General features: G+C 66.2%; 12 protein-coding genes. 8 read left to right on the forward strand and 4 right to left on the reverse strand.

Annotation, left to right across the window (positions count from 1 at the left end; all coding sequences use genetic code 11):
• Positions 1–600: exopolysaccharide Pel transporter PelG (gene pelG, locus SB4_RS08680; protein WP_241488549.1), on the reverse strand; the 600-nt coding region annotated here is incomplete at its 3' end.
• 22 nt (positions 601–622) lie between these two features.
• Positions 623–3,982, reverse strand: coding sequence for a M10 family metallopeptidase C-terminal domain-containing protein (locus tag SB4_RS20505; protein WP_058752261.1), 3,360 nt, complete (start codon positions 3,980–3,982; stop codon positions 623–625).
• Positions 3,983–4,205: 223 nt separating this feature from the next.
• Here SB4_RS20505 and SB4_RS08690 point away from each other — a divergent pair, with 223 nt between their 5' ends.
• Both SB4_RS08690 and SB4_RS08695 read left to right on the forward strand, forming a co-directional pair.
• A complete protein-coding gene (locus tag SB4_RS08690; protein WP_153006140.1) occupies positions 4,206–4,886 on the forward strand; it encodes a response regulator transcription factor in 681 nt (226 codons plus the stop codon).
• The gene (locus SB4_RS08695; RefSeq protein WP_241488550.1) at positions 4,883–6,247 is read left to right on the forward strand and encodes a sensor histidine kinase; all 1,365 of its coding nucleotides are present in this window, start codon (positions 4,883–4,885) and stop codon (positions 6,245–6,247) included. The genes SB4_RS08690 and SB4_RS08695 overlap by 4 nt, the downstream gene beginning before the upstream one ends.
• Before the next feature lie 195 nt (positions 6,248–6,442).
• Here SB4_RS08695 and SB4_RS08700 read toward each other — a convergent pair whose 3' ends face one another.
• Entirely contained in the window at positions 6,443–8,854 is a 2,412-nt protein-coding gene (locus SB4_RS08700) for a TonB-dependent receptor (RefSeq protein ID WP_058752262.1), read from the reverse strand.
• Positions 8,855–8,962: 108 nt separating this feature from the next.
• On the reverse strand, positions 8,963–11,365 hold the full coding sequence (locus SB4_RS08705; RefSeq protein WP_241488551.1) for a DUF3772 domain-containing protein: 2,403 nt from the start codon (positions 11,363–11,365) through the stop codon (positions 8,963–8,965).
• A gap of 221 nt (positions 11,366–11,586) precedes the next feature.
• Here SB4_RS08705 and SB4_RS08710 point away from each other — a divergent pair, with 221 nt between their 5' ends.
• From SB4_RS08710 to SB4_RS08735, 6 genes are all read left to right on the forward strand, one after another.
• Entirely contained in the window at positions 11,587–13,194 is a 1,608-nt protein-coding gene (locus SB4_RS08710) for a sensor histidine kinase (RefSeq protein ID WP_082670072.1), read from the forward strand.
• Positions 13,191–13,574 (forward strand): response regulator, encoded by a 384-nt coding sequence (locus SB4_RS08715; RefSeq protein ID WP_058717578.1) that lies wholly within the window; start codon positions 13,191–13,193, stop codon positions 13,572–13,574. Before SB4_RS08710 ends, SB4_RS08715 begins: the two co-directional genes overlap by 4 nt.
• On the forward strand, positions 13,571–14,323 hold the full coding sequence (locus tag SB4_RS08720) for a Crp/Fnr family transcriptional regulator (RefSeq protein WP_058752265.1): 753 nt from the start codon (positions 13,571–13,573) through the stop codon (positions 14,321–14,323). Before SB4_RS08715 ends, SB4_RS08720 begins: the two co-directional genes overlap by 4 nt.
• A gap of 262 nt (positions 14,324–14,585) precedes the next feature.
• A complete protein-coding gene (locus SB4_RS08725; RefSeq protein WP_193753771.1) occupies positions 14,586–17,255 on the forward strand; it encodes a TonB-dependent receptor in 2,670 nt (889 codons plus the stop codon).
• Positions 17,255–18,352, forward strand: a complete 1,098-nt coding sequence (locus SB4_RS08730) for a phosphatidylinositol-specific phospholipase C1-like protein (protein WP_058752266.1) — start codon at positions 17,255–17,257, stop codon at positions 18,350–18,352. The genes SB4_RS08725 and SB4_RS08730 overlap by 1 nt, the downstream gene beginning before the upstream one ends.
• A 259-nt stretch (positions 18,353–18,611) precedes the next feature.
• Positions 18,612–19,975, forward strand: a 1,364-nt coding sequence (locus SB4_RS08735; RefSeq protein WP_058752270.1) for a DUF1800 domain-containing protein, incomplete at its 3' end; no start/stop codon positions are given.

The raw sequence follows: 19,975 nt of genomic DNA on the forward strand, positions 1-19,975 counted from the left end.
GACGCTGATCGCCTCGCCCGCCGTCACGATCGCCAGCACCAGCGTCCCGCCGGGCGAGGCGATCAGCGTCAGCAACGCCACCGCCGTACCGATCCCGATCAGATAGGCGATCGGCACCGCCCGGTAGCGGCGCAGCGCGGTCAACATCGGCGAGGCGATCCATATCTGGGTCAACCAGGCGAGCAACAGGCTGGCGAGCACGGCGCGCAGGAACGGCAATCCGGCCAATCCCCCGAACACCAGCGCCCCCAGGCCCAGTGCAGCCGCCCCACCGATGGCCAGCGCGACGATCAGGATGCCCGGCACCCCGGCCATGTCGCGCGCGAACAACCGGTCGGCGGCCAGCCGCGTCGCCAGGATCGCGATCGGCCCGGCGACCAGCGCCGACAGGCTGAAGCCATAGATCAGGACGGTACGGACCATGTCCGCCTCATCCGCGCCGACCGCGCCGGGGGCCCAATGCTGCAACCCGATCATCGCGACGGCGGTGATCAGCCAGGGCCCGGCACTGATCAGCGCGCCGTGCAGCGCGGCCCCGGCGATGCCGCCGACCCCGCCCTCCCGCGCCATTCTGGCCAATTGAAAACCGATGCCCGCCATGACAGCGGACCCTAGGGCCTAATTATAAATAAAAATCACTCGCCGTCAGATTATGGTGCCCGATCAAGGCGATAGAGAAATCGGCGAGGTTCAGCGCGTCGGTATTGCCCTCGACGATGGTATATTCCTTGCCGCCGATCATCTGATAGCTGAAGCGCAACTGGGCCGCGCCGGTGAACTTGGCGCCGGGCGCGCTCAGGAAGGTGAAGGCCTGGTCGCCCCGCGCGAAGAGCGAGGTGTTGGCGTCGATCGCCGACAGGTCGATCTTGTCCTCGCCCGAGCGGAAGTCGGTGATGACGTCGCGCAGTGAGGAGGCCGGGCTGTCCATGGTCGACTCGAAACGGAACACGTCCTTGCCCGCGCCGCCGGTCAGCGTGTCCTTGCCCCAGCCGCCGATCAGGATGTCGTCGCCATCGCCGCCGTTGAGCGTGTCGTTGCCCAGCCCGCCGATCAACTTGTCGTTGCCGCCCAGCCCGTTCAGCACGTCATTGCCCCAGCCACCATCGAGCACATCCTGCTCGCCGGTGCCGTTGATCGTGTCGTTGAAGATGGTGCCGGTCTTGGTGATGCCGATCATGTCGGTGACGCCGATCGACAGCGCCTGAGTATCGATCGCGCCCTTCGCATCGGTCGCGATGACGGTCACGTCATAGACATTGTCGTGATTGGCGTCGGTCGGGTTTTCATAATCGGGCGCGGCGATGAACTTCAACACGCCGGTCGTCGCATCGATGGTGAAGGCCGCACCGTCACCGCCCGCCGCGATCGAATAATGGATCGCGTCGCCCAAGGCGATATTGGGATCGGTCGCGGTGATGGTGGTGACGGCGGTGCCGTTCTCGGCGATCGCCATCTTGGCCGCGTCGGCGCCGCCGAACGAGGTGATGGTCGGGCCGCTATTGGCGACATGGCCGATCGCCACGTCATGCTGGCCGATCGAGCCGATATCGATGGTCAGGATCTCGCCGACCAGGCTGGTCATCGTCGCGCCCTTGACCGTCGTCCAGTCGCTGCCCGGCGCCTTCAGGTCGATCACGACCTTGCCCTCGCCCTCGACCGAGAAGCTCAGGTCGCGCCCGTCGCCGCTCAGCGAGATGAGCGAGGCGCGCATCGGCAGGTCGGTGATGTGGGTCACATCGTCCGCCACCTGCCCCATGGTGATGGAGTAGGTGCCGCCCGCCTTGGGCAGGAACACCTTGTTCGCGTCATAGGCATACCAGCCCGCCACGTTCTGGATCACCTGGCCCGGCTTCTGCCCGTCGACATCCAGCGCGAAGGTGCCAAGTCCCCCCGCCGACGATACGTTGGCGGTGATCGTGTCGCCCGACACGGTGGTGGTGATCGACGCCTGGTGGAAGGCCCCGATGCGCGCGGCCAGATCGGCCAGCGTCACGAACTCGACGCCCGCCGCCGCCGCCTTGGCGACGAAGTTGGTGAACATCGAGGTGACATAGGGGCTCTTGGTCGCGTCGCCGGTCCACTGGGCGGGGCCGTAATCATGCCACGGCCACACGATGACCGGGGCATCGGCGTGCGCGGTCAGCGTCGCCAGTTCCTTGGCCCATTCGGCCTCCGCCTCGGCCACCGTCTTCTTCTGAAACTCGATCAGCGAGAAGTCGAACATGGTGTTGGGCGCGAGATACACCTTGCCGTCCGCCGCATTGCCCGGCGTCTGATAGCCGAACGCATTGGGATAGCCCGCGCCGACGCCGGTGTAGCCACCCGACAGATAGGTGACGTATTTCAGGATTTCCTGGGTCGTCGCGATCGTCTCGGGCGCGCCGGGCACCGCCGCACCGCCCAGCGACACTTGGCGGCCCAGATAGGCGCTCATCTGCTTTTCCAGCTCGGCGCGCTCGGCCCCGAACTCATAGGCGATCTGGTCGGGGGTCAGGACATTGGTGTCCTCGGGATGGGTATAGCTGTGCAGGCCGATCTCGTTGCCCGCCGCCATCATCTCCGCATAGATGGGCGCCGACACCGACCAGTCGGTCGACCGCTGCTGCGCCGGGTCGTTGCCGATGTTGACGTAATAGCTGCCGACGAAATTATAGAGCGCCTTCCACTGGTCGAGGATGGGCAGCAGCTTGGTGTAGATACCCGCTGAGGCGTCCTCGGGCTTCACTTCGTCCGAATATTGGCTCTGGTCCATGTCGACGCGCGACGCGAACAGCCCGGCGTCACGGGTCATCTGCAACCCGACATGCAGGCCGCCGGTGCTGGCCGAGCCGTTCACCGAATAGCTGATCGCCTTTTGCAGGAGATTGTCGTCGGCCATCGCCGCTTCGGTCGAGAAGATGACGTTGCGGCCACCGGTCTTGGTCGCGATGGCGGCGGCGTAATCCTGGCCGTTCACCGTCTGGGTCGCGATCGTCTCGCCGTTGCCGCTGACGCTGGTGAAGGCGTTCCAGCCGACACCCTTATAGTCGCGGATCGTCTCGCCGACCGCATAGCCGTCGAGCACGTCATGGTTGGCGTCCGCCGCCTTGATGGTGACGTCGGCGGGCCAGCCGCCGGTCACGCGGGTGGCGTCGAACAACAGCTTCATGCGCGCATAGCTGTCGCCTGCCAGCGCGCTGCCGTCCGCCGCATTGGTCATGAACTCGCCCGCCGCGATCAGGCCGATGCCGAACTGCTTGGTCGCCTGTTCCAGCGTATGGGCGATGGCATCCGCCTTGTCCGCCTGGACGTTGCGGAACGAGGGGAAGACGATCGAGTCGTACTTGGCCAGCGTCGACAGGTTGGTCAGATCGTCTTCGGTGATGATGTCGAAGGGCGTGCCCGCCTGCATCGCCTGGCTCTGCGCGGCCATGAACAGTTGCGAATAGGCGGTCTTGCTGAAATAGGCGTTGGCGGTCGTCTCCGACCAGACGATCGCGATGCGGTGCGACGGGTCGGCGGTGATGCCGGTGTCGTTGAAGACGGTGAAGGGCTTGGCCGAGTAATTGCCGGGCAGGAACACCTGGTCGTTGACGTCGAACAGCGTGTCGATCGCCTGCGGATTGCCGATCGCGGCCTTGGGCACGCGGAACTCCACCGTCTGGCGGTCCGCCGACCACGCCGCCTGCAGGCCCGCCATCACCAGCGTCTCGCCCGCCCCGCCCTGATAGAGCGACACGGTGCCGTCGGTGTTGAAGTTGACGTTATATTCGGCGCCACCAGCGAAACCGAACACCTGATAGCCCGTCGTCGCGTTGCGATCGGTGTTGAGCCAGGCGGTGGTATTCACCCCGATCGCCATCGGCGCGGTCATCGCGAAGATGAAATCGGTGCCATCCGCCCGGGCATAGATGGAATAGCCCTCGCCCAGCCCGCTATCGATCCGGTCGGTCGCGTTCCAGTCGGACAGGTTGCCGTCGATCGTGATCTCGGTCGCCATCATGCCATCCTCCGGCCCCGCCCGGGAGCCTTGCGACGGGTCCGACGATGCGTGGGACGCGTCTTTTTCCTCTAATGTCCGCCTATTACGCATGACGGACGCGTCATGCAGTGGTTAACTCTCTGACCACCTGTCCCGATTGTTCCAACGCGATACGAACAGGACGATCTTGCCACCGGAATTCTGGTCGATAGGGCGGAACGGCGTTGACGCTTTGGAAATCATTATGAGTCTGCACCTGATTCTCGTCGAGGACGACGCCGCCTATGCCGAGGGCCTGACCGCCGCGCTGCGGGCGCTCGGCCACCGGGTCGAGCATGTCGGCGACGGGCGGCTGGCACTCGCGGCGATGGACCGCGAACAATATGACGCGGTGATCCTCGACCGGATGATGCCGCGCCTCGACGGGCTGTCGGTGGTCGAAACGTTGCGGTCGCGCGGGATCACCGTGCCGGTCATCATGCTGACCGCGCTCTCCATGGCGTCGGACAAAGTCGACGGGCTGGAGGCGGGCGCGGACGATTATGTCGTCAAGCCGGTCGATCCCGAGGAGCTGAACGCCCGCATCCATGCGGTGCTGCGCGGCCGCCGCTGGACGGTCAGCGAGAGCGACACGATCCGCGCGGGCGACATCGTAGTCAGCCCGACCAGCTTTCGCGCCTGGCGCGGCGGCCGACCGATCACGCTGGCCAATCTGGAGCTCAAGCTGCTGACCGAGCTGGCGCGCCATGCGGGCGAGGTGCTGACCCGCGCCATGCTGATCGAGCGGGTCTGGGGCTATGATTTCGAGCCGGAGACCAACATTGTCGACGTCTATATCCGGCGGTTGCGCATCAAGCTGACCGAAACCGGCGGCGCGGACCCGATCGAAACGGTGCGCGGGATCGGCTATTCGCTGAAACCATGATCGAACGCGCGATCCGGCGACTGTCCCTGCGCGGCCTGACCGCGGGCGTCGTGGTGCTGTTCCTGATCGCGACGATCGCCACCGGGGTGTCGATCCTGGCGGCCAATCGCGTGACCGTGGCACAGCTGGTCGACCGCCGGATCGATGCGATCTCCGACGTCGTGCTGGAACGCGATCCGGGCGAGGGCCTGCCCGCCACCGCGACGCTGCTCGCCCGCATCGCCGCGCTGTCGCGCGAGCGCGACACGGGCGACATCGGCCTGTTGCTGACCGGCCCCGATGCGACGCGGCTGGGCGGCAATATCCGGCTCAACCACCCGCTGCCGCTCGGCCGCTCCGACCTGCGCGCACGCGACGGCATCATCGGCCTGTCGCATGGCCGCGCGCTGGTCCGCGATGCGGGCGTGGGACGGCGGCTGACCGTGGTGGCGGAGACCGAGCCGTTCGACAGCTATCGGGGCACGCGCACCCGCATCTTCCTGATCGGCTTCGGCTCGATCATCCTGATCGTGCTGGGCGGCGTCATCGCCTTTGCCAGGCTGGTCGGTCACCGCATCGCCGACCAGCGCGCCACCGTCGAGGCGATCGTCGCCGGGAATATCCGCCACCGCGTGCCCGTGACCGGTTCCGCCGACGAGTTCGATCGCCAGGCCGCCGCCTTCAACTACATGCTCGACCGCATCGCCGAGCTGATGGAGGCGATGCGCGGCCAGTCCAACGACATCGCCCATGATCTGCGTACGCCGCTCGCCCGGTTGCGCGGGCAGGTCGCCGCGATGGTCGCCGACGCGCCGGACTCGGTGCAGGCCGAACGCGCCCGCGCCGCGCTGGCCCAGTGCGACACGCTGCTCGCCATGTTCGCCGCCCTGCTGCGCATCGCCGAGATCGAGGGCGGCCACCGCCGCGCCGGGTTCGCGCCCTTCGACCTGCCCGCGCTGGTCGAGGAAACGGCGACGATGATGATCCCGGTCGCCGAAGAGGCGGGCCAGGTCTTGTCCGTTGCGGTCGAGCCCGGCGGCGCGCCCTTTGTCGGCGATCGGCAGCTGCTGACCCAGGCACTGGTCAACCTGATCGGCAATGCGATCAAATATGGCGGGGCGGACGCCGCGATCCGCGTGAGCCTGCGCGCCGACGCGGGAGAATGGACTTTGCAGGTCGCCGATACCGGCCCCGGCATCGCGACTCAGGACCGTGACCGGGCGCTGCGCCGCTTCGGGCGGCTGGACGAAGCGCGCGGAGCAGCCGGCCATGGCCTGGGCCTGCCCCTGGTCGCTGCGGTCGGACGGCTGCACCACGGACGACTGGAACTGGACGACGGGGCACCGGGGCTGGTCGCCTCGCTGATCCTGCCCAATCCATAATCCTATTCCTCCCCTGCAAGGGGAGGTGGCAGGCCTTTAGGCCTGACAGAGGGGTATCACCCTCTCGATAGCAGGACACCCCTCCACCATCCTTTGGATGGTCCCCCTCCCCTGCAAGGGGAGGAACGAGGCATAACAAAAGGGGCCGCCCCGAAGGACGGCCCCTGGTTAGTCGGGGTGGGAAAACCCGTCGGCTCAGAAGCGAACCGTACCCTCCAGGCCGATGGTGCGCGGCGGGTTGAAGTTGCCATAGTCGCCCAGCGTCGCAGCGTTGGCGGCCGAGCGACGATAGATGAAGGTGTTGTTGAGCAGGTTGCGGCTCCACAGCGACACGGTCATCTTCGTACCGTTCTCGGTCAGCGGCAGATCGGCCAGCGCGATGCGACCGTTCACGACGAAGGTCTTGTCGGTGCGGGTCGTCTCGTTCTGGAAGCTATAGGCCGGGTCGGCATAGTTGCCGTCCAGGTGGAAGCGGACCTTGGCCTCCGAACCCGGCAGCGGCACTTCGTAATCGGCATAGGCCGAGGCGGCGTTGCGCGGCGTGTACACCACGAACACCTGGGTCAGCGCGTTGCCCAGGAACGGGTTCGGCGTCAGCGGCACGTTGGTGTAGGTATAGGCATAGGACGCGCCCAGCGTCAGACCGTCTGTCGGGTTCACGGTCAGGTCGGCCTCGACACCACGGATCTTCGAGGTGCCCGGCGCATTGCGGGTTTCCTCGGTGTGGAGGTTGTAGGTCGGGCTCGACGGGTTGGTGTCGACATTGTCGAAGTCGATCTGGGTGCCGGTACGATCCATGATGTACCCGGCCAGGTTCAGGCGGACACGGTGCTCGAACAGGTCCATCTTCGACCCGATCTCATAGGCCTTGACCGCTTCGGGACCGAAGGCGGCGAAGGTCTGCGAACGATCGTTGGCACCGCCCGCGCGGTAGCCGGTCGAGTATTTCGCATAGAGATGGATCGTGTCGGTCGCATCGAACGCCGCCGTCACCATCGGATCGAACCGGTTGTTCTCGAAGGTGAAGGGGAAGTTGGTCGACTTGCCCTGCACCAGGTACAGTGTGCCGTTGCGCTTGTCGCGGGTATAACGGCCACCGACGGTCAGGTGAAACGCGTCGAAGCCTTCCGGCGTGTAGGTCGCCTGGGCGAAGGCGGCATAGCTATAGGCGCGCGCGAAGCTGCCGCGCTGCAGGAAGAACGAGCCCGGCGCCCAGCCCTGGTTGCCCGAGCTGATGGTGCCCAGCGCGGTCTGCGACAGGATGGTGTAGCCGGTGCCGTCCGCGTTCCACTGGTTGGTCGACGGGGTCGCCGCCACTTCGCGGGCGTTTTCGGTGAAGTAATAGAGCCCGGCGACGTAATCCAGCTGCGGCAGGCTGCCAACCGCCTGGAATTCCTGGCTGAACTGGTGCTGCTGCATGAAGGACAGGCTGTAGCGGCTGAACTTGCCGTTCGGCAGGAAGACGGTGCGGTGTGCGCCGCCCGAATTGTCCCACTGGTCGGTGGTCACGCCGCGCCACGCGGTGATCGAGCGCAGCTCCAGGCCCGGTGCGACGTCATAGTTCAGCTTGGCCGAGAAGCCGTGGGTGCGGTCGACGCTATACTGCTGCGGCACGCCGATATCGGCGGTCTTCATGCGGTTGTCGCCCGACACGACGACCAGCGGCGACAGCGGCGCGATGGTGCCGGCGGGCAGCTTGCCGTTATTGGCGTTGATCTGCGCGATCGTCGCCACGGGCAGGCCGCGCGGGTTGTAGTTGATCAGCTGGCTGTAGAAGGGCGTGTTCTCGTCCTTCGCCTGGTCATAGGACAGCTCGGCCGAGAAGCCGTCGACCGGCTTCCATACGGCGGCAACGTGACCGCCGACACGATTGTACGCGCCCCAGCCCACGCTGCCCGGCAGCGGGTTCTTCACGAACGGGTTCTGGTGCTGGATCACGCCGTCCAGCTTGATCGCGATGTTGTTGAACTCCGGCAGGTTGACGTGCGCGGCGGTGTTGTACGCGCCGTAATTGCCGAAGCCCGCGGTCAGCGAGCCGCCGAACTTGCCGGTCGGCTTGGCGGTGACGATCGACAGCGCGCCGCCCTCGGTGTTGCGGCCGAACAGCGTGCCCTGCGGACCGCGCAGCACTTCGACGCGCTCGATATCGAACAGCGCGGCGTTCAGGCCCTGCGAGCGGCCGACATAGACGCCGTCGAAATAGACGCCGACGCCGGTGTCACGCGCGGTCTGGTTCTGGTCGAAGGGCACGATGCCGCGGATACCGACGGTCAGCGCCGACTGGCGCGCCTCGAAGGTGGCGACACGGAGCGAGGGGACCGAACCATCGGCCAGGTCGAGCAGGCTCTGGACGTGACGGTCCTTCAGGACGGTCGGGTCGAGGACCGAGATTGCGATCGGCGTCTTCTGCAGGCTGGTCTCGCGCTTGGTCGCGGTGACCACGATTTCCTTCAGCTGGCCACCATCGGCGGGATCGGCCGCCGGGGTCGCCGGATCGGCGGCGGCAGCGGCGGTCGGCTTGGCATCGGCGGCGAAGGCCGGTGCGGCCGTCACGGCCAGGAGCGCGGTGCCGCCCAGCAGCGTGGCGCGAATGAAATGGCTGTTCATGGTGATTTTTTCCCTATCCCCCGATCGACCGTCAGGTCGTCGCTGGCCGCGCGGATAGGGGCGCTCGAAGAATCTGGTGTTACCTTTCCATGACCAATGGGGACTTGTTCATTTCATCCTGGTTTCATCTTCACCCGGTGCCGCAGCCCCCGCACCGCCGCCGGAGCGGATCAGCTCCATCTTCTGCGGCAGGGTGCCGATCTCGATGCCCCTGCTCCGCAGCGCCGACAGCAGCGTGAACAGGACGGCACTGCGCGTCGAATAGGCCGCACGCGGGCTTTCGACATGGGCAAAGCAGTTGAAATGGATTCGCCCGTCGATGATCGAGTCGATGAACGCCTTGGGCGTCGGATCGGACAGCACCGCGGCTTCGCTGGCGAAACAGTCGAGCACAATGGTCCGCACCACGTCCGCATCCGACTCGATCGGCACGGAAAACTGAATCTGGATGCGTCCCAGCGGCCCGGCCAGCGTCTTGTTGAGCACCGACTTGGTGATGAGCTCGGAATTGGGGACGATCAGCGTCGAATGGTCGGCCAGCTCGATCTCTGTCGAGCGCACGCTGATCCGCTTGACGTCGCCCTCGTCGGTGCCGACGCGGATCAGGTCGCCGATCTTGATCGGCCGCTCGGCCAGCAGGATCAGGCCGGAGACAAAATTCTGGGTGATCGCCTGAAGGCCGAAACCGATGCCGACCGACAAAGCGGACAGCAGGAGCGCGATCCGCTCCACCCCGATGCCCAGCGACGCGAGCGCCCAGATGACGGCGAGCGCGATGCCGATGTAACGTGCGACCAGGCTGATCGAATTGCGGCCCGATCCGTCCAGGTCGGTCGCAGGCAGATAACGCTGCTCCAGCCAGCGCATGAACAGGCGCACCAGCCCCAGGCCGACGAACAGCACGACCAGCCCCTGCAGGATCGCACCCGGCGATATCCACACATTGCCGACCTTGATCCCCTCCGCCACCTTGCCGAGCTGGTCGAAGATCGCCCCGGGATTGCCGCTTGCCCCGAACGGTTTCAGGAACATGCCGATCGCCAGCAGGATCAGCGCCAGCCGGACCACGCCCGACAGGATCAGCCCGAACTGATCGACCATCGCCCCGCGAATGCCCAACGCGCGGGTCAGGGTGATGCCGACCCGGCTGTCGCGCACGAAGATGGTGGTGGCGATGTCGTCGGCCGCGACCAGCATCAGGTAGAGCGCCGAGCCGAGCAGCACGGTCCAGCCGATCATCAGCGCGACGAACCAGCTGAACCAGATATAGCCGATGATCAGCGCCAGCCCCGCAATTCCCACCGCGATCCAGGCAAACAGCGTCGCGACGCTCAGGCCCGCACTGACCCCCGCGCTGGTCGTCTCGTCCTGTGTCGCGCGGCGTGCGCGGATCTGGCCCAGCACCACCAGCGTGGCGACGATCAGCAACAGGTGGAGCAGCGCCTCGGTCGCCTGGGTGGCGATCACCGCGCTGCGGCTGCTGCCGATCGCCAGCTCGAACGATCCGATCATCGCGGTGGTGAAGGTCAGGATCGTCAGCCCCCAGGACAGGGGGCGCAGGCGGCTGGCCGTCTCGTCGTCGATCGGCGCGATCCGCCAGGACGGCTGGCTGCGCATTAGCACCGCGCCGGTCACCGCCGCCGTGAACCCCGCAATCCCCGCCGCCCGGACGAACCCGTTCAAGAACCCCGTCCAGCGTTCGGGCAACAGCCCCGACCAGTGAAGTCCCTGGACCAGCACGAACGCGGCGGCGAGCGGACACACGGTGCCGACCGCCACCCGCCAGAAGGTATTGGCGGATCGCCGCACCCGGCTGGGCGGCGCCTCGGCGATCAGGCGGCGCTGCGCCAGCCGGTGGGCGCTCAGCCGCACCGGCCCGATCAGCAGGATCGCCAGCGCAAAGCCCAGCAGTGCGTGCCACGGAACGCCACCGCGCCATTGCCGCGCGATCTGCTCGCCCCCCTGTTGCAGGAACAGGCCGACGCGCCGGACATCGCGCGGCGCCTGGTCGAGCACGACGATCCAGAAGGCGGGGCTCAGGGGTGACGGCGCCTTGGTCGACAGCTTCTCGTTGAACTGCTCGGTCTGGCCCTGGTCGATCTCGTCGATCAACTGCCCCGCCTCGACCCCGGCCAACCGCCCGCGCTTGATCGCGGCGTCCAGCGTGGTGCGCAAGGTGGACAGGCTCTTGCGCTGGGCGGTCAGCTCGGGCGCTTCGATTTCGCCGGGTGTGACCGGGCCCAGGCCGGTGATGCGTGCATTGACCAGCGCCAGCTGCTCGGACAGATCGGACACCGCCTGGCTCGTCGCGTCCTTGGCCCCCTGGGCCCGTTCGCGCAGCGCCCGGCGATCATCGTCATCGACCCGCGCGTCGAGCGCGCGGTCGACCGAGCGGACATCGACCTCTGCCTGAGCGATCTTCGTGGTCGACGCCGCCGCCGGATCGCCTTGGGCACGCACCGCGCTCGGCACGGCCATGGCCCAGGCGACCACCAGGACCAGGCCCATCATCAGGATACGCAAGGAACGAGACGAAAGCGATGCGGACATGGATCGGCCAAAGGTTGCTGGTCCGCCTGCTCATAGCCGGGCACGGGCGGTCATGCGAGGGGGCGGCGCAAACCGGTACAGCTCCTGTCAGCGATCCATTTGCCACCCTGTCCGAAATCGTGTGTAGCTGGGGAGCCCGCACCGGCCGGGATCGTTAGGGGTACGATCGGGATTCTTCACGCATGACTGAACTGGCTTCCCTTCACGGGCAAACGACCCTGTCCGAGCCTCCCACCGGTCCGGTGCCGCGCGATGCGCATGTGCTGGCGGGCATCAACCGCATTCTGCAGGAAGCGTTGCGCGCCTCGACCGAGGAGGAGCTGGGGCGGCTGTGCCTGGAAGTGGCCGAGGACCTGACCGGCGCGGCGTTCAGCTTCTTCGGCGAGCGGCGGGATTCGCTCGACCGGCTGGATCATATCGCGATCAGCGAGCGCGGCTGGGCCGCCTATGCCGGCGACAATCCCGATTACCAGGCCCGGCAATTGCCCAACGGCATGCAGATCCACGGCATTTTCGGCCAGGTCATCCTGCAGGATCGCAGCATGATCGTGAACGATCCCGCCAATCATCCCGCCCGGGTCGGCACGCCGGAAGGGCATCCCAGTCTGCGCAACTTCCTCGGCGTCCCGCTGCGCCGCGATGGCGAGACCTTCGCCATGATCGCCTTGGGCAACCACCCGACCGGTTTCACCGAGCGCGAAAAGGCGATCATCGAAGAACTGGCCCCCGCCATCGTCCAGGCACTGCTGACAAAGCGGGCCGAGATCGCATCGCGCGCCAGCCAGCGCCGCCTGCTAACCCTGATCGAGGGGATTCCGCAGCTCGTCTGGACCGCGACGCGTGACGGGCAATGGACCTGGGTCAGCCAGCAATGGGTGGCGGCGACCGGGCTGAGCGTCGAGGAGAGCCTGGGCCACGGCTGGCTGGCGGCGGTCCATCCCGACGACCGCGATGCGGCGCGCCGCTTCTGGGACGGCGCGGGTGAAGAAGCGGGCGAGCATGGCGACCTGGCGATGGAGGGGCGGCTTCGCCACGTCGAGACGGGGCGCTATCGCTGGTACAAGACCCGCGCGACGCCCGTGCGCGACGATCATGGCCGGATCGTCGAATGGTTCGGCACCTCGACCGATATCGATACGCTGCGCCGCCTGCGCGAGCGGCAGGAAACACTGGTCGCCGAGCTTCAGCACCGGGTGCGCAACATCCTGACCATCGTCCGATCGATCTTCACCCGCACGGTCGAGACCGGCGGTCCGCTCGACGAGATTGCGGATCATTTTCGCGGCCGTCTCGATTCGCTGGCCCGCACGCAAGTCGTCGCAACCCAGACCCGGTCCGGCCGGGTCGACCTGGAAAACCTGATCCGCGACGAGTTATTGGGCGTCGGCGCGATCGAGGATGACCGGCTGTCGATCGAAGGGCCCGACGTCGCGCTGCCCGCCGATACCGCGGAATCCCTGGGGTTGGCGATCCATGAGCTGACCACCAATGCCCTGAAATACGGAGCGCTGCGGCACCCTGCCGGGCGACTTCATATCGCATGGCACCTAGAACATGGATCAAATGGCAAATGCGAACTGATTGTAAAATGGGATGAAACCGGTGTACCAGCAATGCCGGTTCCACCCGCGAGACAGGGATTCGGAACCGAACTGATCCGGGAGGCCTTGCCCTATGGGCTCGGCGCGCGGACCAGACTGGATTTTCGAGGTGGCGGCGTTCTGTGCGTGATAACGCTACCATGGATAAACGACGAGGCCGACACGCTGAACCGGAGCACCGAGGGATGAATCGCCGATCGCCGCTGGCCGACAAGCGAATCCTGGTCGTCGAGGATGAGTATTTCATCGCGCGCGACCTGGAGCGGATGTTGCGCGCCGCCGATGCGATCGTGGTCGGGCCGGTAGCGACGCTGGAACAGGGTCTGACGCTGGCCGAGACCCAGCCGATCGACGCTGCGGTGCTCGACGTCAATCTGGCGGGCGAGCGCGCCTTCGAGATCGCCGACCGGCTCTCGGCGCGCGACGTGCCCTGGACTTTCCTCACCGGCTATGACGAATGGGCGTTACCTGCGGCCTATCGTTCCGCCTCGATCGTCGCCAAGCCTTTTCAGGCCGACCGCATCATCCGCGCGATCCACGCGCTGATGCCCGATAAAGGACGCGCATGACCCGCCCCGTGACTGCACCGCCCCTCTCCGTGTCCGACGACGTGATCGCTCCTGCGCTCCGCCGCCTGTCGGCCCTGAGCTCGCTGGAGGCGGCGGACCTGACCCTGCTGCATGCGGCGATAGAAGCGTCCCAAACCCATCCGCCGCGCCACAATTTCCTGACCCTGGGGCGGCCGATCGCGGCGCCCTTGCTGCTGCTGCAGGGCTGGGCCGCGCGGGTGCGTATCCTGCCCGACGGGCGGCGGCAGTTCATGAGCTTCTATCTGCCCGGCGACGTGATCGGCGCGACGCATCAGGCGATGCCGATCGCCTCGGCCACCGTCATCGCGCTGACCGAAACGATCGTCTGTCCCGCCCCGGCCGCCCCTGCCGGGTCCGGCCTGGCCCAGGCCTATGCCGTGGCCGAGGCGCTGGACGAGGCCTATCTGCTCGGCCATGTCGTTCAGCTCGGCCGATTGAACGCGCAGGAGCGGATCAGCGACTTCCTGCTCGAAATCTATGAGCGGCTGTCGCTGGCTGGGCTGACCGTGGGCGGCAGTTTCGAGATGCCGCTGACCCAGGAAATGCTGGCCGACGCGCTGGGCCTGACCCCGGTGCACGTCAACCGCATGATCCAGCAGGCGCGCCGCGATGGCGAGCTGATGTGGAAATCGGGCCGGGTCCTGCTGCGCGATCCCGAACGCACCGCGCGCACCATCGGACGGCAAAGTCCGACGGTGACGACGCAACGGCTTGGCGCGAACGGCTGAATCCCGCCCCAGTGCGCAATAGAGGCGGTTGGAGTGCGGACTGCCGCTTGCGACATGCCCTCACCACCATAGCATATTTGGGTCCACTCACCTTGCCGGGCAAGAAGCCAATGCCCGCCCGTTAAACTCACAGAATTTTGATGACCTGCTGCACGCACCCTACCAATTTCATACCAATGTCATCAATTTTACGCCAATCTGACACCGACCGATCCTAACGCCCCCGCCGAACCGGCAAGACAGCCGATGGGGGATTTTGATCATGCTTACGTTTCGCAGCCTGTTGAAGGCCTCTGCCTCGCTCATCCTGGCGACCGGCCCGCTCGCTGCCCATGCGCAGGACGCCGCCGCCGCGCCGCAGGCGGCGGACAGCAGCGATGGCCAGAGCGACGAAATCGTCGTCAACGGCACCTATGCGCGCAGCCTGGCGGCGGGCATCGAGACCAAGCGCCGCGCCGCTTACGGCGTCGACTCGATCAGCTCGACCGATATCGGCAAGTTCCCGACCCAGAACGTCGCCGAGGCGCTTCAGCTCGTCCCTGGTGTGGCGATCACCCGCCCGCGCGGTGAAGGCCTGTATGTCAGTGTCCGTGGCCTGGGCCCGCAGTTCCAGAACACGCTGATGAACGGCCGCACCATCGCGCTGAACGACCTGATCGAGAATGGCGGCGCGGCCGGTCGGCAGTTCCGCTTCGAAATGCTGCCCGCCGAATTCACGTCCAGCATCGACGTGGTGAAGACCCCGACCGCCGACATGAGCGAGGGCGCGCTGGGTGGCAATATCGACGTCAAGACCTTCCACCCGCTGGAGGTCGGCAACAAGACGACCGTCAATATGCGCGGCACCTATACCACCCAGACCAAGCAGGTCCGCCCCAACGTCACCGTGCTGACCAGCGCGAAGAACAGCGATGGCACCTTCGGCATCCTGGCGGGCGCGCAATATTGGGGCAAGACGGTCCGCAACGACCGCTTCATGAATTTCGGCTGGCTGACCGACCGCTATACCGATGCGTCGCGCGGCGGCGCGCCTGCGGGTCTCTATTCGCCGACTCGCACCCGTCCTACCGTGGAGACCGAGGACCGCAAGCGCATCTCGGGCATCGTCTCGGCCCAGTGGCAGCCGACTGCGGAGCTGCAGACGACGCTGGACGTGGTCGCGACCCGGCTGGACGTCGCCTATGACGAGTTCGGCCTCGACATCTATCCGGACGACAACAACGTCTCGATCGGCGGGGTCAAGCAGCTGCCCACCATTCTTCAGCCCGGCTACACCGTCGTTGGCGACACGATCACCAAGGCGACGATCGCCAACGCCCGCTTCATGGCGTCGCGCGAATACAGCCTCAATCGCCATGACCTGATCACCATCGGACTGAAGCAGACCTGGAACCCGGATCGCTGGCATGTCGCCGCCAACGTCAATTGGTCGGCCGCGCACAGCTATCACCCCGACTACCGCACCGGCACCGTGCGCAGCCGTGCCTATTTCATCGCGCCGCTGACCTATGACGCCAGCGGCGGCTATCAGTCGATGCCAACCTTCACCACGCCGGTCGACGTCACCAACCCGGCCAATTACAAGCTGTACCAGTTCAACATCGCGCCCAAGGACAGCAAGGACTGGGATTTCTATTCGCGCCTCGATGTCGGCCATGATTTCGACGGTTTCCTGTCGAAGCTGCAGGCGGGCGGCGAATATCACTGGCGCAAGCGCGACTATTTCCGTCGCGACTATCTGATCGACACCGCGACCAACCAGCCGCTGACCAATCTGGGCGCGGGCGCCTATCAGCAGCTGCCCTATGACGACTTCCTGTCGGGCGTGTCGGGCAATGCCTTCCGCAACTGGCTGGTGCCGGTGACGGCGGCTTATGTCGGCAACTTCTTCACCCCCGCCATCCAGGGTCAGCCGATCACCAATGGCGATCGCCGCTCGTCCTTCGTCGTGACCGAGAAGATCGCCGCCGCCTATGTCCGCGCCGATTACCAGTTCGATGCAGGGTCGGTACCGGTCAGCGGCAATGTCGGCGTGCGTTACGTCCACACCGATCAGGTCGCCAGCGGTACGCTGACCAGCGGCAACACGGCCACCCCGGTGAGCTACCCCAAGACGTTCAACAACGTCCTGCCCAGCTTCAACCTGCGCGCCGACCTAACGCCGAAGCTGGTCGGTCGCCTGGCCGCCAGCCGGGTGCTGACCCGTCCCAACGTCACCGACACCGCACCACGCATCACCGTGTCGACCGACGCCCCGACCGCCAGCGGCGGCAACCCGCAGCTGGTGCCCTTCCTCGCCACCCAGTTCGACGGGTCGCTGGAATGGTATTTCGCACCGTCGGGCATGCTGTCGGGCGCCGTTTTCTACAAGGCGATGGACGATTACATCACCCAGTCGAATACCGAGATCAACATTCCGGGTCGCGGCACCGTCCGCCTCTCCAGCTCGGTCAACGGCGGCAATGCCAAGGTGTACGGCGCAGAAGCCGCATACAGCCAGGTCTTCACCTTCCTGCCCGCGCCGTTCGATGGCTTCGGCGTCCAGGGGTCCTATACCCACACGGAAGTGAAGGCCGACTACACGGCGGGTTCGCGCAACATCAAGGACCAGCTGATCGGCCTGTCGAAGAACAGCTTCAACCTGGTCGGCTTCTACGACAAGGGCCCGCTGTCGGCCCGCCTCTCCTATGTCTGGCGCGACAAGTACCTGTCGAGCACAGGCAGCACGGTACAGGCGCCGACCTATGTCGCGGCCTTCGGCTCGCTCGACGGCCAGCTGTCGGTGCGCGCCGCCGACAATCTGACGCTCAGCCTGGAGGGCATCAACATCGCGGGCGCGCATCAGGACACCTATAACGACAGCAAGATGCGCTTCGGCGAGATCAACTATTATGGCCGGACGATCCTGTTTGGCATTCGGGCGGAGTTCTGATGACAAAGGTCTTCCTCACCCTGGCGGCGGTCCTCGCGACCGCCGCTGCTCCGGCGCCGCGGGCGGCCCTTCGGATGAACGACATCCAGGTGGTCGGCTCGCACAACAGCTATAAGAAGCGGATCGCGCCTGCCGTCTTCGCCGCGCTGGAACAGCGCGATCCCAAGCTCGCCGCCGCGCTGGATTATGATCACCTGACCTTGGCGCAGCAGCTCGACCGGGGCGTGCGCCAGTTGGAGATCGACATCTTCGCCGACCCGCAAGGCGGCCGTTTCGCGCATCCCAAGGGCGAGGCGATCGCGAAGGCGGCGGGTGAGCAGACCGGTTTCGACGAAGCGGCGATGATGAAGCCGGGCTTCAAGGTCTTCCACATCCCGGAAGTCGATTATCGCTCCTGCGGCACCTTCAAACAGTGCATCGGCCAGATCGACGCCTGGTCGCGCGCGCATCCGCGCCACCTGCCGATCATGGTGACGATCAACGCCGCAGACCGACCGATCAACAAGCCCGGCGTCACCGATCCGCTGCCGCTGACCGCACCGTTGCTCGATGCGCTGGACGGCGAGATTCGCGATGTGCTGACGCCCAACCGGATGATCACGCCCGATGACGTGCGCGGGAATGCAAAGACCCTGCGCGAGGCGGTGACCACCAAGGGCTGGCCGACGCTGGAGCGTGCGCGCGGAAAAATCTACTTCGTGCTCGACACGCCTTCGGACGTGTCCGACATCTACCGCGCAGGGCATCCTTCGTTAAAGGGCCGCCCGATCTTCGGCTGGTACGACACCGACCAGCCCGAGGCCTCGGTCGAGATCGTCGGCGATCCGCGCACCGATGGGGCAAAGATCCAGGAGTGGGTGAAACAGGGCTTCATCGTCCGTACCCGCAGCGACGCCGATACCAAGGAAGCGCGCGACAACGACCACACCCGCCAGCAGGCCGCGATCGACAGCGGCGCACAGGCGGTGTCGACCGATTACTATCCCGGCGCGCCAACGCGGGCGTGGAACAAGGGCTTCACCGTAACGCTGCCCGGCGGCGTGATGGAACGATGCAACCCGGTGACCCAGCCTGCGGGCTGCAAGCTGCCGAAGTGATCCAATCCTCCCCGGCACGGGGAGGTGGCAGCGCACAGCGCTGACGGAGGGGGTTTTCCTCATAGGACATCCCTATGCGGCACGCCCCCTCCACCATGCTGCGCATGGTCCCCCTCCCCGTACCGGGGAGGATTGATGGCCGGCCGCTGACGCTCTTTTCATCTCCGGGCAAGCCGAGGTTCAGCCTATTTCCATCACTTTATCCTCCGAGGAAGCCTGCGCCACCCGATCGGCGCCGGGCAGGAATGGAGAGCGGTGCATGGCGCGAACCGCGAGCCTTGTGATGATGGCCCCGGTGCTGATGGTCGCGGCTCCCGCGCACGCCGCCGATCCCGCGCGCGACGCCGCCTGGGCCGAGCGGCTCGGCTGGGGGCCGTCCGCCGCGCCCGCCACCGGCCCCGCGCCGGGCAGCGACGCCTGGCTCCGCCACCAGCTCGACGACCAGCCCGATTCCCTGCCCCCCGCGGTGCAGGCGCAGATCGACGCGATGCGCATCTCGAAGGAGCGGGTCGCCGCACTCGTCGTCGAAACCGACGCGATGCAGCGCGACCTGAAGGCGATTCCCGATCTCGACCAGCGCAAGGCGGCGCGTGAAGCCTATCAGAAGACGCTCAACAGCCTGGCCGACGAGGCACGGCAACGCTTCGTGCTGCGCGCGCTCTATTCGCCCGACCAGCTGCGCGAGCGGATGACTTGGTTCTGGTTCAACCATTTCAACGTCCAGGCGAACAAGCGCGACATCCGCGCGATGGTCGGCGACTATGAAGAGACGATCCGCGACCATGCGTTGGGCCGGTTCCACGACCTGCTGGAGGCGACGCTGCGCCATCCGGCGATGCTGCGCTATCTGGACAATGACCAGAATGCCAAAGGCAAGATCAACGAGAATTACGCGCGCGAGATCATGGAGCTGCACTCCATGGGCGTCGGCTCGGGCTATAGCCAGCAGGACGTGCAGGAGCTGGCCCGCATCCTGACCGGCGTCGGCGTCGACCAGAAGCCCGATGCGCCCCGGCTGAAGCCCGAGCTTCAACCGCTCTACATTCGTGCCGGACTGTTCGAGTTCAATCCGGCACGCCACGACTTCGGCACCAAGCATTTCCTGGGACACACCATTCCGGGGTCGGGCTTTCACGAGGTCGAGCAGGCGCTGGACCTGATCGCCGACAGCCCGGCGACGGCGCATCACGTCTCGCTGAAACTGGCGACCTATTTCATGGGCGACAACCCGCCGCCCGCCCTGGTCGACCGGATGGCGACGACCTTCCGCAAGAGCCATGGCGACATCGCCGAGATACTGAAGACGATGATCCGATCGCGCGAATTTTCGGGATCCCTGGGCGGCGGGTTCAAGGACCCGGTCGGCTATACGCTGTCGGCGGTGCGGCTGGCTTACGGCGACCGGCTGGTTACCAATCCCCAGCCGGTGGTCGGCTGGATACGCCAGATGGGCGAAGGGCTGTACGATCATGAAACGCCCGACGGCTATGACCTGTCGAGCGCGGCCTGGTCCGCGCCCGGACAGATGGCGACGCGCTTCGATATCGCCCGCCAGCTCGGAAATGGCGCGGCGCGGCTGTTCCAGCCTGCCGACACCCCGCCGGGCACCCCGCCACCCCCATC

Origin of the sequence: Sphingomonas sanguinis (genome assembly GCF_001476905.1) — a bacterium.
GTDB lineage: Bacteria > Pseudomonadota > Alphaproteobacteria > Sphingomonadales > Sphingomonadaceae > Sphingomonas > Sphingomonas sanguinis_B.